Raw genomic sequence first — 13,208 nt, 5'->3', positions numbered from 1 at the left:
CGGGGCCGGTCGGCTAGGATCTCCCGGTTCGGCAAGCGGCCGGACCGTGGCGGGAGACCGGGCACGAGGGAAGGGCGGCACGTGGGAGAGACCATCGAACTGCGCTCGGGCGACTTCGGGGCGCGCGTGGCTACCGAGGGGGCGGCGCTCCAGGCGCTCACCTGGCGGGGCGCCGACCTGGTGTGGCCCTACACCGGTGCGCCCACCGCGTTCCAGGGGCAGGTGCTGGCCCCCTGGCCCAACCGGATCGGCGACGGCCGCTACCGGTTCGCGGGGCGGGAGTACCGGGTCGGCGTCAACGACCCCGTCACCCGGTCGGCCATCCACGGCCTGGTCCACGACCGGCACTGGACGCCGGTGCGGGTCGGCGCGGACGAGGCGGCGCTGCACCTGGACCTGCCCGCCGGGGCGGGCTACCCCTTCCCCCTGGCGCTGGACCTGTCCTACCGGCTCGACGGGGACGGCCTCACCGTCACCACCGCCGTCCGCTCCACCGGCGGGGAGCCGGCACCGTTCGGCCTGGGCTTCCACCCCTACCTGGACCTGGGCGAGCCGGTGCGGGACCTGGCCGCGCGGGGGGCGCTGACGGTGAGCGCGCCGGTGGCGCGGCGCCTGCCCGTCGACGAGCGGCTGCTGCCGGTGGGCGGCACCGTCCCCGTGGAGGGCACCGACCTGGACCTGCGCCCGCCGGGCCGCGCGCTCGGCGACACCGTCCTGGACACCGCCTTCACCATCGGCCCGCGCGACGCGCGGGGCCGGGCCTGGACCCACGTGGACGGGCCCCGCCACCGGGTGTCGGTGTGGTGCGACGAGAGCTTCCCCTACCTCCAGGTGTTCAGCTCCGACACCCTCACCGGCGACGACCACCGCGCCTACCTGGCCGTGGAGCCGATGACCTGCCCGGCCGACGCGTTCAACAACGGCGAGGGCCTCATCGTGCTGGAGCCCGGCGCGACCACCCGGCACGTCTTCGGCATCACCGCCGCCCCCGCCCCCGCCTGACCCGCGGGGTGCCCCGCGCCGTCCCGTGCGGCGGCGCCGGGGCGGCCCTCAGCCGCCGATGAGGCCGCTCAGGCGCAGCAGGTCCTCCTCGGTGTCGATGTCCTCGGGGCTGGCGACACCGTCGCAGGCCACCGGGGTGACCACGTGGGAGTAGGCGCGCAGGAACGGGCGCGCCCCCACGTCGTCCACCGCCATGGCGTGCACCGTCGACCAGTGCTCGCGGCCGATGAGCACGGGGTTGCGCTGGTTGCCGCGGTAGGTGGCCACCGCCGCGCGGGCGCCCTCGGCGTGCGCGGCCACCAGGCGCGCCACCGCCTCGGGGGTGACCAGCGGCTGGTCGGCCAGGGAGATCAGCACCGCGTCGACGCCGTCGGGCAGGGCGTCGATCCCGGCCCGCACCGAGGAGCCCATCCCCGAGGCCCAGTCCGGGTTGAGCACGGTCCAGGCGTCGGGCACCGCCGTGTCCGCGGCGCCCAGCACCACGACGACGGGGGCGCAGCCCCCGGCGCGCAGGGTGCGCACCCCGCGGTCGACCAGGCGTTCGCCGCCGATCTCGACCAGGGCCTTGGGCCGTCCCAGCCTGCTCCCCGACCCGGCCGCGAGCAGCATGCCCGCCACCCGGCCGCGTTCCCCGTCACGGCTTCCCATGGGCCGATGATGCCACGCGCGCGGTCCGCGCACCGGGCGGCCGCGGAACCCCGTCCCGGAAGTTTTCCGGACGGTACCCGGTGCCCCGACCCGACCTGCGGTTTCCCTCGCACCCGGGTTTCGGTTCACCTGTCGGCGTGACCGAATCCGGCCGGAACAAAGGGTTCCACGGGAGCGTCCCGGTGGATCCGCCCGGTGGTCTCGCTCAGCGCCCGGCCGCTGCCGCCCCACCGGTCGCGCACCAGCTCCGCGGCGATCGAGACCGCCGTCTCCTCCGGGGTCCGCGCCCCCAGGTCCAGGCCGATCGGCGAGTGCAGCCGCGCCAGGTCCTCCTCGGACACACCCGCCTCGCGCAGCCGGGCCATCCGGTCGTCGTGGGTGCGCCGCGACCCCATCGCCCCGATGTACCCGGCCCGGGTGCGCAGCGCCGCCGCCAGCACCGGGACGTCGAACTTGGGGTCGTGGGTGAGCACGCAGACCGCCGTGCGCTCGTCGATGAGGTCGGCCACCTCGTCCAGGTACACGTGCGGCCACTTGACCACCACCTCCTCGGCGGCGGGGAACCGCTTGGCGGTGGCGAACACCGGGCGGGCGTCGCACACCGTCACCCGGTAGCCCAGGAACGCGCCCGTCCGGGCGACGGCCGCCGCGAAGTCGATCGCGCCGAACACCAGCATCCGCGGCGGCGGCGCGAACGCCTGCACGAACACCTCCAGCTCGTCGCCGCGGCGCTGCCCGTCGGCGCCGTAGCGCAGCAGGCCCGTGCTGCCCTGCGCCAGCATGCCGCGCACGTCGTCGTCCAGGGCGTCGGTGAGCCGGTCGCCCCCCACGTCGCCCTCGGCGTGCCCGGGCCACACGGTCCGGCGCATCCCGGTCCGGCCCCCGCCGCGGGGGTCCGACACCACCGTGGCCACCGCCACCGGCCGGTGCTCCTCGATCGCGCCCAGCACCGGGCCCAGCGACGGGTACCGGTCGCGGTCCACCGGCTCCACGAACACGTGCAGGGTCCCCCCGCACGTCAGGCCCACGCTGAAGGCGTCCTCATCGGCCACCCCGTAGGTCCGGCGCACCGGCACGCCGGTGCGGATCGCCTCCAGCGCCTCCTCGTAGACCGCGCCCTCGACGCAGCCGCCCGACAGGCTCCCGAAGACCTCGCCCGAGGCGCTCACCGCCATCGCCGCCCCCGCGGGGCGCGGAGCGCTCTTGAAGGTGTCGATCACCGTCGCGACGGCGAACCTCTCCCCCGAGGCGTACAGCCCCGCAACGGCTTCTCGGATATCGCGCACGCGGCACCCCGTTCCCGGTCGGCTCCCACACCCTGTGGCCCACACCACCAAACTATGCGCTCCGCCGGGCACGGCGGGAGCCTCCGTTCCCTCAAGAAACGGAGGCTCCCGTTAGACGTTCGCACAAGGCCCGCGCGGGGTCCGGGGCCCGCGGGGTCAGCCCCGGTCCGGCTCCGGCGCCTCGCCGTGGCGGCGCACCAGCTCGCGGAACTCCTCCAGCGCGGCCCGAGCCCGGTCGCCGTCGGCGCTCTGGATGCCCATCACGGCCAGGGTCGTCCCGTCGGACAGGTCCACCGACGGCCACGGCTCGCCCTCGGGCATCCGCACGTCCACGATCTCCGCCCACGACAGCACGTGGGTGCGGATGCCGTTGACCACCGTCACGCCATCCGGCCCCGCCACCAGCCGGGGCCGGGCCAGCAGGTGCAGGACCGCGGCGATCGCCGCGCCCAGGCCCACCAGCAGGACCCGGTCCATGAACCGCCAGTCGCCCGGCAGCAGCGCCGCCAGGACCACCATCGTGGCCACGATCAGCAGCCCCAGCCCGTACGCGACCATCCGCACCGCCCGCGGTCGCCAGACCCGCGGTGCCTCCGGCCGCCGCGACGCCTCGTCCACGGCCCGTTCCCTCGCCTGCACCCGTACTCCCACTCCCCCGGCGGCCGACCCGCGGCCCCGGTCAGCTCCGCAGTCCCCGCAGGACCGCGGCCGCCTCCAGCGCGGCCAGGGCCGCCTCGGCGCCCTTGTCCTCCACGCTGCCGGGCAGCCCGGCGCGGTCCCGCGCCTGTTCCAGGGTGTCACAGGTCAGCACGCCGTTGCCCACGGGGGTGGACTGGCGCAGCGCCACGTCGGTGAGCCCCTGGGTCACCGACTGGCACACGTACTCGAAGTGCGGGGTGCCGCCCCGGATGACCGCGCCCAGCGCGATCACCGCGTCGTGGCGGCGGGCCAGCTCCTGGGCCACCACGGGGATCTCCACCGCCCCGGCCACCCGGACCACCACCGGCTCGGCGGCGCCCGACTCCTCGACCACGGCCAGCGCGTTGGCCAGCATCGGCTCGACGACCTCCGCGTTCCACCGGGTCACCACGATGCCCACCGACATCCCCGAGGCGTCGACCGCCCCGCTGCGCGGGCGTCCTTCTCCACTCATCGCTCTTGTTCCTCCCCGTCGTCTCGTGGTCGTGGATCAGCCGGTGACGCCGGACAGGTCGTGGCCCATCCGGTCGCGCTTGGTCCGCAGGTAGTCGGCGTTGTCGTCGGTGAGGAACGCGGGCGTGGGCACCCGCTCCAGGACCCGGACGCCGTGGTGCTCCAGGCCCAGGGCCTTGTCCGGGTTGTTGGACAGCAGCCGCACCGAGGAGACACCCAGGTCCGTGAGGATCTGCGCCCCGGCGCCGAACTCGCGGGCGTCCGCGGGCAGCCCCAGCCGCAGGTTGGCCTCGACGGTGTCCGCGCCCTCGTCCTGGAGCGCGTAGGCGCGCAGCTTGTGCAGCAGCCCGATGCCGCGGCCCTCGTGGCCGCCCAGGTAGACCAGGACGCCGCGGCCCTCGCGGGCGATGTCGGCCATGGCCGCGTCCAGCTGCGGGCCGCAGTCGCAGCGGTGCGAGCCGAACGCGTCTCCGGTCAGGCACTCCGAGTGCAGCCGGACCAGCACGTCCGCGCCCTCGCCCAGGTCGCCCATGACCAGGGCGACGTGCTCGGCCCCGTCGGCGGTGCCCTTGAAGCCCACGGCGCGCCACTGCCCGTACCGGTTGGGCATGCGCGTCTCGACCGTGCGGGTGACCAGCGGCGGGTGGGCGTCCTCCTCGGCGAGGGTCTCGCCGCGCGCCAGCCGGTAGGCGGCCAGCTGCTCCACCGACACCAGCGTGAGGCCGTGCTCGTCGGCGAACTCGCGCAGCCGCGGCAGCCGGGCCATGGCGCCGTCGTCCTGGACCACCTCGGCCAGCACCCCGGCGGGGCGCAGACCGGCGAGCCGGGCGAAGTCCACCGACGCCTCGGTGTGGCCGCGCCGGGCCAGCACGCCGCCCGGGCGGGCCCGCAGCGGCAGCACGTGCCCGGGGCGCACGAAGTCGGCGGGGCGGCTCGCGCCGGAGGCCAGCAGGCGGATGGTGCGGGCCCGGTCGGCGGCGGAGATGCCCGTGCTGACGCCCTCGCGGGCGTCCACCGTGACGGTGTAGGCGGTGCGCAGGCTCTCCTCGTTGCGGGCGGTCATCAGCGGCAGGTCGAGCCGGTCCAGGTCCGGCCCCTCCATGGGCACGCAGACCACGCCGGAGGTGTGGCGGATCATGAAGGCCAGCAGCTCGGGGGTGGCGAGTTCGGCCGCGAAGATGATGTCGCCCTCGTTCTCGCGGTCCTCGTCGTCCACCACCACGATGGCGCGTCCGGCGGCGAAATCGGCGATGGCGTCCTCGATGGGGTCCAGGACCGCGGGCGGCTCGGCGGCGGCCGGGGCCGGGGTGGTGTCGGTGACGGTCATTCCCGCTCCAGGTGTCGGTGGGTGAGGTGGACCGGCGGCGGCCCGCGGGGGTCCGCTCCGGGAAGGTCGCGTGCGGGCTCAGCCCCGGGCGGCGGCCACGGCGGTGATGCGCTCGACGTACTTGGCGACCACGTCGACCTCCAGGTTGACGGCGGCGCCCGCGGCCAGGGCGCCCAGGGTGGTGGCGCGCAGGGTCTCGGGGATGAGGCTCACCTCGAAGAACTCCTCGGCGGCCCCCGGGTCGCTGACCGCCGACACGGTCAGGCTGGTGCCGTCGACGGTGATCGACCCCTTCTCGACCACGTACCGGGACAGCGCGCCGGGCAGCTCGAACCGTAGAACGTCCCAGTTGTCGCCCGGATTCCGGGAGAGGAGGCGGGCGGTGCCGTCCACGTGGCCCTGCACGATGTGCCCGCCCAGGCGGGAGTCGACGCGGGCGGCGCGTTCGAGGTTGACCGGGGAGCCGGGGACCAGGGAGCCGAGGGAGGAGCGGTCCAGGGACTCCTTCATGACGTCGGCGGTGAAGGCGCCCTCGCCGCGGTCGACGACGGTCAGGCACACGCCGTTGACGGAGATGGAGTCGCCGTGGCCGGCGTCGGAGGAGACCAGGGGGCCGCGCACGGTGAGCAGTACGGCCTCGCCGGAGGACCCCGCGGGGGTGAGGGAAACGACCTCGCCGAGCTCTTCCACGATTCCTGTGAACACGCCCTTGCCTTCCTTCGCCTGATGGGGCTCCGGGGCGTGTGCGGAACGTGCGTCCGCGGCGGGTCGGCGAAGGGCCGCGTGCACGGGGGCACCACGGCGCGCAGACCGTCCCGACGCGTGCTGCCTCCCATCCGGACTTTCACCGTCGGTACCGGAATTCCACCGGTTCAACCGGCCGATGGACTCGGCCGGGTCGCGGACTGTCACCGCCGGTTCGGACTTTCACCGACCCCGGAGCACGCATTCTCAACTGATGTCTGAGACGCCACCGATCTTAACTCCGCGGTAGCCGGGACGCATAGTCCGTGTGAGCGGGATCATGGACCGGACGCGCCGCCGGGCCGCCCGGGCGCGTGTTCCCCCTGGTCCGCACCGGTCCGGGCCCGCTCGGCCAGCCCGGTCCGCAGGAAGAGCTCGGGTGCGCCGAAGGTGATCCAGAACAGGACCGCGCCGGAGGCGGCGAAGGAGGCGACGGCGTCGGCCGCCCCGGTCAGCGGGCCGGACAGCAGCCGGAAGGGCACCTCGATGCACAGGACCACGGCCAGTCCCAGGACGAACCGTGCGACGCGCGCGCCGGCCCGGCCCCGGGCCGAGTACCAGCCGCGGCGGTCCAGCAGCGTGAGCCCGACGAGGACGGCGAGCAGCGCGCCCGACGTGGAGTAGACCCCGGAGAAGGTGTGGCCGGCCGGGTCGGGCGGGACGGCGCCGATCCACGCGGCGGGGACGGTCCAGTCGCCCCGGACCGGGTAGCGCCACAGGGCGGCCAGGGCGCAGGGCACCAGCGCCGCGGCGACCGCGTAGGAGGCCCAGCGCGCCGTCGGCAGGCCGCGCCACCAGGCCAGGACCCGGTCCTCCCAGCGCAGGAACGCCCACAGGACCAGGGCGCCCAGCGCGATGCCGGCCACGACGTCGCTGATGAAGTGCGCCCCCAGGTAGACGCGGGAGAAACAGATGAGGGCGGCCAGGGCGAGCGCGGCCCACAGCGCGCCGCGGCGGCCGGACCGGATGCCCGCGTAGCCCAGGACCACGGTGGCGCCCTGGGCGTGTCCCGAGGGCATGCCGAAGCTCGACTCGTTCGCGTGCTGGGCGATCTGCGCGCTGTACCAGGAGGGGCGCGCCCCGTGGACGAGGAGCTTGAGCAGGTGGTTGAGGACCGACGAGGAGACGGCCAGGACCAGCAGCCGCCCGCCCAGCCCGGGGCTGACGCACCAGAAGACCAGCGCCAGCAGGGGGACGACGACCGCCTGGGAGCCGAGCCCGCTCACGGCGGCCAGGGGCGCGACGGGCCAGTCCGCCAGTCCCTGGAGGCCTCGGATGGGCGCGGTCTCCGCGTCCCACAGCACGTCCATGATCACAGCGCGCACCCCACGTGTCCGCGCTCGGCCGCGTGCCCGTGCCGCGCCGCCCGCCGGTCCGCGCCGGCGCGGGGGGAGGGCGGAGCCGCGGCCGAGCTGGTTCGACGACTCCGGGGCGCCAGCCTAGGGGGCGGGGCGGCGGGTCGCCACCGGGGCCGCGCGGTGCGCCGGCCCCTCAGCCGAGCCCGGCGGCCGCGGCGGCCCGGGCCCGCAGGGAGTCGACGGCCTTGGAGGGGTCCTGGGCGCCGTAGACGGCGGACCCCGCGACGAAGACGTCGGCGCCGGCCTCGGCGGCGCGCTCGATCGTGTCGTCGCCGACGCCGCCGTCGACCTGGAGCCACACGGAGGCCTCGCGGCCGTCGAGGATCTCGCGGGCGCGGCGGATCTTGGGCAGGACCAGGTCGAGGAACCTCTGGCCGCCGAAGCCGGGCTCGACGGTCATGAGCAGGAGCATGTCCATCTCGCCGACGAGGTCGGCGTAGGGCTCGACGGGCTCGGCGGGGTTGAGGGCGAGCCCGGCGCGGGCGCCCAGCCGGCGGATCTCGCGCAGGGTGCGCACGGGGGCGCGCGCGGCCTTGGCGTGGACGGTGACGCTGCCCGCCCCGGCCTCGGCGTAGGCGGGGGCCCACCGGTCGGGGTCCTCGATCATGAGGTGGCAGTCCAGGGGCGTGTCGGTCGCCCTGGCCAGGGACTCCACGACGGGCAGGCCGAGCGTGAGGTTGGGGACGAAGTGCCCGTCCATCACGTCGACGTGCAGCCAGTCGGCGTTGGGGACGGCGGCGGCCTCGTCGGCCAGGCGCGCGAAGTCGGCGCTGAGGATGCTGGGTGAGATCTGGATTGCCACGCCTGGCAGTGTAGCCAGCGGGGCCGCGGGCCGGGGCGCGCGGTCGCCCCGGCGGGCGGTCCGGTCGGGCGTTCCGCTGGAAAGCTCCAACTTGACGATGTAGATCACATTATGTCCGCTTTAGCCGGATCCGCCCGCGCCGCCGGGACGCCGCGGGCGGCCGGTCCGCTCAGCCGCGGCGCAGCAGGGCGAGGAACATGGCGTCGGTCCCGTGCCGGTGCGGCCAGAACTGGACGTAGCGGCCCTCCTCGCCCGCGGCCAGGCCGGGCACCTCGTCCAGCAGGTCCGCGGCGCGCAGCAGGGTGAGGTCCCCGCGGTCGGCCAGCACCCCCCGCACGACGGCGTCGGTCTCGTCCAGGTGGGGCGAGCACGTCACGTACGCGACCACGCCGCCCGGGCGCACCGACTCCACGGCGTTGCGCAGCAGGTCGCGCTGGAGCGGGGCGAGTTCGGCGGCGGAGCCCTCGGTGCGCCGCCAGCGGGCCTCGGGGCGGCGGCGCAGCGCGCCCAGGCCGGTGCAGGGCACGTCCACCAGGACGCGGTCGAAGGTCCCGGGGCGCCAGGCCGGCCGGGTGCCGTCGGCGGCGACCGCCCGGCCCGCGTCGCGCGGGGCGCGGCGCACCGCGCCGGCGACCAGGCCCGCGCGGGCGGGCTGGACCTCCGACGCGACCAGGCGCGCGTCGCCCCGGCCGGCCAGCGAGGCGAGCAGCCCCGCCTTGCCGCCGGGGCCCGCGCACATGTCCAGCCACAGCCCGTCGCCGCCCGGGACCTCGACCCGGGTCAGGGCGAGCGCCACGAGCTGGCTGGCCTCGTCCTGGACCGCGGCGCGGCCCTGGCGGACCTCGCGGATCGCCGCCGGGTCCCCCTCGGGCAGCCGCGCGCCGAAGGGCGAGTACGGGGTGGGCTCGGCCCCGGCGGCCACCAGGTCCTCGACGGTGGCGCGGCCCGGCTTGGCCACCAGGGTCACCTTGGGGCGCTCGTTGTGGGCGGCGAGCAGCCGCTCGGTCTCGACCAGGCCGGTTCTGGACCGCTCGCCCAGGGCGCGGGCCAGCTCCTTGACGATCCAGCGGGGGTGGCTGTGCACCACCGACAGGTACCCGCTGGGGTCGACGGCGCGGTCCGGGGCGACGACCCCGATCCAGGCGTCCAGGTCGCGGGCGGACACCTTGCGCAGGATCGCGTTGGCGAACCGGGCCCGGTGCTGGCCCACCACCCGGCGGGCCAGGTCGACCGTGGCGCTGACGGCGGCGTGCGGCGGGATCTTGGTGGACAGCAGCTGGTGGGCGCCCAGGCGCAGCAGCGGCAGCACCTCGGCGTCCACGGAGGCCAGCGTGCGGTCCACGCAGGTCTCCATGACGGCGTCGTAGGTGCCCTGGAGGCGCAGCGTGCCGTAGGTGAGCTCGGTGGCCAGGGCCGCGTCGCGGCCGGAGATGCCGCGCTCGTTGAGCAGGGAGGGCAGCAGCAGGTTGGCGTAGGCGTCCCGCTGGTCGACCGCGCGCAGGACGTCGTAGGCGACCCGGCGGGCCGGGTCGCGGGGCGCTCCGCGCTCGGCGGCGGCGCCCGCGCCGCCCCCGCCGCCCCGGGCGGGGCCGGGCCCCCGGCGCTGACGGCGGTACGGGGATCGGGACTGCTCGCTCAACGTGGACTGCTCCTGGGACCGGAAGGACGTGACCTGGGTGGGGCCGGGCCCCACCCGGTCGAGCCTACGGCAGCTCAGTCACCCAGCCGGTCGTCTCCGGTGGGGCGGACGCCGCGGGCCCAGTCGACGGCGTCCATGGCGCGCTTGCCCTGGGGCTGCACCTCGCCCAGCTCCACCGGGTGGGTGGCGGTGCCCACGAGGACCCGCTTCTTGTCGGCGTGCACGCGGCCCGGGTCCAGGGCCGGGGTGTCGGCGCCGGTGACGGGGGCGACCGGGCCCAGCTTGAGCCGGGCGCCGCGGAAGGTCGTCCAGGCTCCGGGGGCGGGCGTGCAGGCGCGCACCAGCCGGTCCACGCGCCGGGCCGGGGCGGTGAAGTCGACCTCGGCGTCGGCCGGCTCCAGCTTGGAGGCGTAGGAGACGTCGGCGTCGGGCTGGGGGACGGGGGACAGCTCGCCCGAGGCGATGCCGTCGACCGTGCGGACCAGCAGCCCCGCGCCCGAGACGGCCAGGCGGTCCAGGAGCGCACCGCTGGTGTCGTCGGGCCGAACGGTCTCGGCCAGGGTGCCGAAGACGGGTCCGGCGTCCAGTTCCTTGACGATCCGGAAGGTGGAGGCCCCGGTGACGTCGTCGCCGTGCAGGACGGCGTGCTGGACGGGGGCCGCGCCGCGCCAGGCGGGCAGCAGGGAGAAGTGCAGGTTGACCCAGCCGTGGCGGGGGATGTCCAGCGCGGACTGGGGCAACAGGGCGCCGTAGGCGACCACCGGGCAGCAGTCGGGGGCGATCTCGGCCAGGCGGGCCAGGAAGTCGGGGTCGCCGGCCCTGGCGGGCTTGAGGACCTCGATGCCCCGCTGCTCCGCGAGTTCGGCGACCGGGCTCGCCGCCACCTTGCGCCCGCGTCCGGAGCGGGCGTCGGGTCGGGTGACGACCGCGGCGACCTCGTGTCCGGAGTCGATCAGCGCCTGGAGGGAGGGAACCGCCACCTGCGGTGTTCCGGCGAAGACGAGTTTCATGCGGGCCCCCTGGCTGTGCGTCCGCGGCCCACCGCCGCGGTTTCCCAGTTCTACCAGCAGCCGCGGGCGCCCCCGGGGCGCTGTCGCCGGATTCTGGTACACCAGTGGTGATGACATCCCAGTCCAGCGGCCCCGACGGGGTCCTCTTCGAGCTCCCGGCCGCGCCCGCGGCCGGGGGGAAGCCGGAGAAGAAGAAGCGCTCCGCCCGCCCGGCCCCCCGCGCGCCCGCCGAGCGGCTCCCGGTCGCGCGCGTGGTGGTGGACACCCCGCTGCCGCACCTGGACCGGTACTTCGACTACCGCGTGCCCGCCGACATGGACGAGGCCGCGGTGCCCGGGTGCCGGGTGCGGGTGCGGTTCAACAACCGCAGGCTCGCCGGGTTCCTGGCCGAGCGGGTGGAGGAGTCGGAGTTCGCCGGGCGGCTGGCCTACCTCGACTCGGTGGTCTCCCCCGAGCCGGTGCTCACCCCCGAGGTCCTGGGGCTGTCCCGGGCGGTCGCCGACCGGTACGCGGGCACCCTGAGCGACGTGTTGCGCCTGGCCGTGCCGCCCCGGCACGCCCGCGCCGAGAAGGAGGAGCCGGCCGGGGGCGCCGGGGGGGAGTTCGCGGCGCCCGGGCCGGGCCCGTGGGCCGACTACCCCGACGGCCCGGCGTTCCTGGAGGAGCTGGCCGCGGGGCGGGCCCCCCGCGCGGTGTGGAGCGCGCTGCCGGGGCCTGACTGGCCCGAGGCGATCGCCGTGGCGGCGGCCACCGCGCTGGCCGCCGGGCGGGGCACCGTGGTCGTGGTGCCCGACGGGCGCGACGTGGAGCGGGTGGACGCGGCGCTGGCCTCGGTGCTGGGCCCGGACCGGCACGTGGCGCTGACCGCCGGGCTGGGGCCGGCGGAGCGGTACCGGCGGTGGCTGGCGGTGCTGCGCGACCGGGTGCGGGTGGTGGTCGGCACGCGGGCGGCGGCGTTCGCCCCGGTGCGGGACACGGGTCTGGTGGTGCTGTGGGACGACGGCGACGACGTGCACGCCGACCCGCACGCCCCCTACCCGCACGCGCGCACGGTGCTGTCCATGCGCGCCCACCGGGCGGGCGCCGGGGCGCTGATCGGCGGGCACACCCGGACCACCGACGCCCAGATGCTGGTGGAGTCGGGCTGGGCGGGGCGGCTGGCCGCCGACCGGGCGACGCTGCGGCGGCGCGCGCCGGTGGTGCGGGCCGCGGGGGACGACCGCGAGCTGGAGCGGGACGGGGCGGCGCGCTCGGCGCGGCTGCCCGGGCTGGCGCTGCGGGTGGCGCGGGAGGCGTCCCGGGAGGGGGCGGTGCTGTTCCAGGTCCCCCGGCGCGGCTACCTGGCGACGCTGGCCTGCGCGGGCTGTCGCGAGCCGGCCCGCTGCGACGCCTGCCGCGGTCCGCTGGCGGTGCGCGGTTCGCACGCGATGCCCTCCTGCGGCTGGTGCGGCCGGGTGGCGGGCGCGTGGTCGTGCCCCGAGTGCGGGGTGAACCGGATGCGGGCGGTGGTGGTGGGCGACCGGCGCACGGCCGAGGAGCTGGGCCGGGCGTTCCCGTCGGTGGCGGTGCGCACCTCCGGCCGGGACGAGGTGCTGTCCCGGGTGCCGGGGTCGCCGTCGCTGGTGGTGGCCACCCCGGGGGCCGAGCCGGCGGCCGAGGGCGGGTACGCGGCGGCGGTGCTGCTGGACGGGTGGGCGCTGCTCAACCGCTTGGACCTGCGGGCGACCGAGGAGACGCTGCGGCGCTGGCTGAGCGCCGCGGCGCTGGTGCGCCCGGGCGGCACGGTGGTGGTGTGCGCCGAGGCGTCGTCGCCGGTGGTGCAGTCGCTGGTGCGCTGGGACCCGGAGGGGTTCGCCGAGCGCGAGCTGGCCGACCGCCGTGAGCTGGGGTTCCCCCCGGCGGTGTCGATGGCGTCGGTGACCGGCGGGCCCGAGCACGTGCGGGAGCTGCTGGACCGGGTGGAGCTGCCCGAGGGGGTGGAGCTGCTGGGTCCGGTGCCGGTGGGACCGGAGCGGGCGGAGGGCCCGTCCGGGCCGGGCGGGACGAACACCGCCGAGCGGGCGCTGCTGCGGGTTCCGCGGGCGGGGGTGGGCGATCTGGCCCGCGCGCTGAAGGCGGCGGCCGCGGCGCGCAGCGCCCGCCGCGAGGAGCACCAGGCGCAGATCCGGGTGGACCCCCTCCAGGTGGTCTAGGCGCACCGGCCGCAGGGGCGGGCGGCACCCGTCCCTCCCGGGTACGTG

At 76.6% G+C, this 13,208-nt stretch carries 12 protein-coding genes and 1 riboswitch; of the genes, 2 read left to right on the top strand and 10 right to left on the bottom strand.

All coding sequences use genetic code 11. The annotated features are described in order from the left end of the window. Nucleotides 1–81: 81 nt before the first annotated feature. Nucleotides 82–1,002: an aldose 1-epimerase family protein gene (locus BUE45_RS06390; protein ID WP_073376280.1), complete on the top strand. Its 921-nt coding sequence runs from the start codon at nt 82–84 to the stop codon at nt 1,000–1,002. Between the two features lie 48 nt (nt 1,003–1,050). Here the strand turns inward: BUE45_RS06390 and BUE45_RS06385 are convergent, their stop codons facing one another. From BUE45_RS06385 to fmt, 10 genes are all read right to left on the bottom strand, one after another. Next, nucleotides 1,051–1,620: a nucleotidyltransferase family protein gene (locus tag BUE45_RS06385; RefSeq protein ID WP_073376277.1), complete on the bottom strand. Its 570-nt coding sequence runs from the start codon at nt 1,618–1,620 to the stop codon at nt 1,051–1,053. A 155-nt stretch (nt 1,621–1,775) separates the two neighbouring features. Continuing rightward, a complete protein-coding gene (locus tag BUE45_RS06380; protein WP_073376275.1) occupies nt 1,776–2,936 on the bottom strand; it encodes an XdhC family protein in 1,161 nt (386 codons plus the stop codon). A gap of 156 nt (nt 2,937–3,092) precedes the next feature. Continuing rightward, a complete protein-coding gene (locus BUE45_RS06375) occupies nt 3,093–3,554 on the bottom strand; it encodes a PH domain-containing protein (RefSeq protein WP_073376273.1) in 462 nt (153 codons plus the stop codon). Nucleotides 3,555–3,615: 61 nt separating this feature from the next. After that, on the bottom strand, nt 3,616–4,089 hold the full coding sequence (ribH, locus tag BUE45_RS06370; RefSeq protein WP_073376271.1) for a 6,7-dimethyl-8-ribityllumazine synthase: 474 nt from the start codon (nt 4,087–4,089) through the stop codon (nt 3,616–3,618). Between the two features lie 36 nt (nt 4,090–4,125). Beyond that, a complete protein-coding gene (locus BUE45_RS06365; RefSeq protein ID WP_073376269.1) occupies nt 4,126–5,415 on the bottom strand; it encodes a bifunctional 3,4-dihydroxy-2-butanone-4-phosphate synthase/GTP cyclohydrolase II in 1,290 nt (429 codons plus the stop codon). Nucleotides 5,416–5,493: 78 nt separating this feature from the next. After that, on the bottom strand, nt 5,494–6,120 hold the full coding sequence (locus tag BUE45_RS06360; protein WP_073376267.1) for a riboflavin synthase: 627 nt from the start codon (nt 6,118–6,120) through the stop codon (nt 5,494–5,496). Between the two features lie 113 nt (nt 6,121–6,233). After that, a riboswitch (FMN riboswitch) is annotated at nt 6,234–6,364 on the bottom strand. A 73-nt stretch (nt 6,365–6,437) separates the two neighbouring features. Next, a complete protein-coding gene (locus BUE45_RS06355; RefSeq protein WP_245832842.1) occupies nt 6,438–7,484 on the bottom strand; it encodes a phosphatase PAP2 family protein in 1,047 nt (348 codons plus the stop codon). A gap of 166 nt (nt 7,485–7,650) precedes the next feature. Beyond that, entirely contained in the window at nt 7,651–8,319 is a 669-nt protein-coding gene (gene rpe, locus BUE45_RS06350; protein WP_073376491.1) for a ribulose-phosphate 3-epimerase, read from the bottom strand. A gap of 169 nt (nt 8,320–8,488) precedes the next feature. Further along, nucleotides 8,489–9,958 (bottom strand): RsmB/NOP family class I SAM-dependent RNA methyltransferase, encoded by a 1,470-nt coding sequence (locus tag BUE45_RS06345; RefSeq protein WP_073376265.1) that lies wholly within the window; start codon nt 9,956–9,958, stop codon nt 8,489–8,491. Between the two features lie 74 nt (nt 9,959–10,032). Continuing rightward, the gene (gene fmt, locus BUE45_RS06340) at nt 10,033–10,968 is read right to left on the bottom strand and encodes a methionyl-tRNA formyltransferase (protein ID WP_073376262.1); all 936 of its coding nucleotides are present in this window, start codon (nt 10,966–10,968) and stop codon (nt 10,033–10,035) included. Between the two features lie 110 nt (nt 10,969–11,078). On the opposite strand from fmt, the gene BUE45_RS06335 reads away from it, so the two are divergent. Then, entirely contained in the window at nt 11,079–13,160 is a 2,082-nt protein-coding gene (locus BUE45_RS06335) for a primosomal protein N' (protein WP_073376488.1), read from the top strand. The last annotated feature ends 48 nt before the right edge of the window (nt 13,161–13,208 follow it).

This window comes from Nocardiopsis flavescens (genome assembly GCF_900141985.1).
GTDB lineage: Bacteria > Actinomycetota > Actinomycetes > Streptosporangiales > Streptosporangiaceae > Nocardiopsis > Nocardiopsis flavescens.
The sequence above is the reverse complement of the archived record's forward strand: the minus strand, read 5'-3'. Positions and strand labels throughout refer to the sequence as shown.

Coding starts and splice junctions, on each gene's coding strand:
- fmt (WP_073376262.1), bottom strand. CDS start 10,968: ATGAAACTCGTCTTCGCCGGAACACCGCAGGTGGCGGTTCCCTCCCTC.
- BUE45_RS06335 (WP_073376488.1), top strand. CDS start 11,079: ATGACATCCCAGTCCAGCGGCCCCGACGGGGTCCTCTTCGAGCTCCCG.
- BUE45_RS06365 (WP_073376269.1), bottom strand. CDS start 5,415: ATGACCGTCACCGACACCACCCCGGCCCCGGCCGCCGCCGAGCCGCCC.
- ribH (WP_073376271.1), bottom strand. CDS start 4,089: ATGAGTGGAGAAGGACGCCCGCGCAGCGGGGCGGTCGACGCCTCGGGG.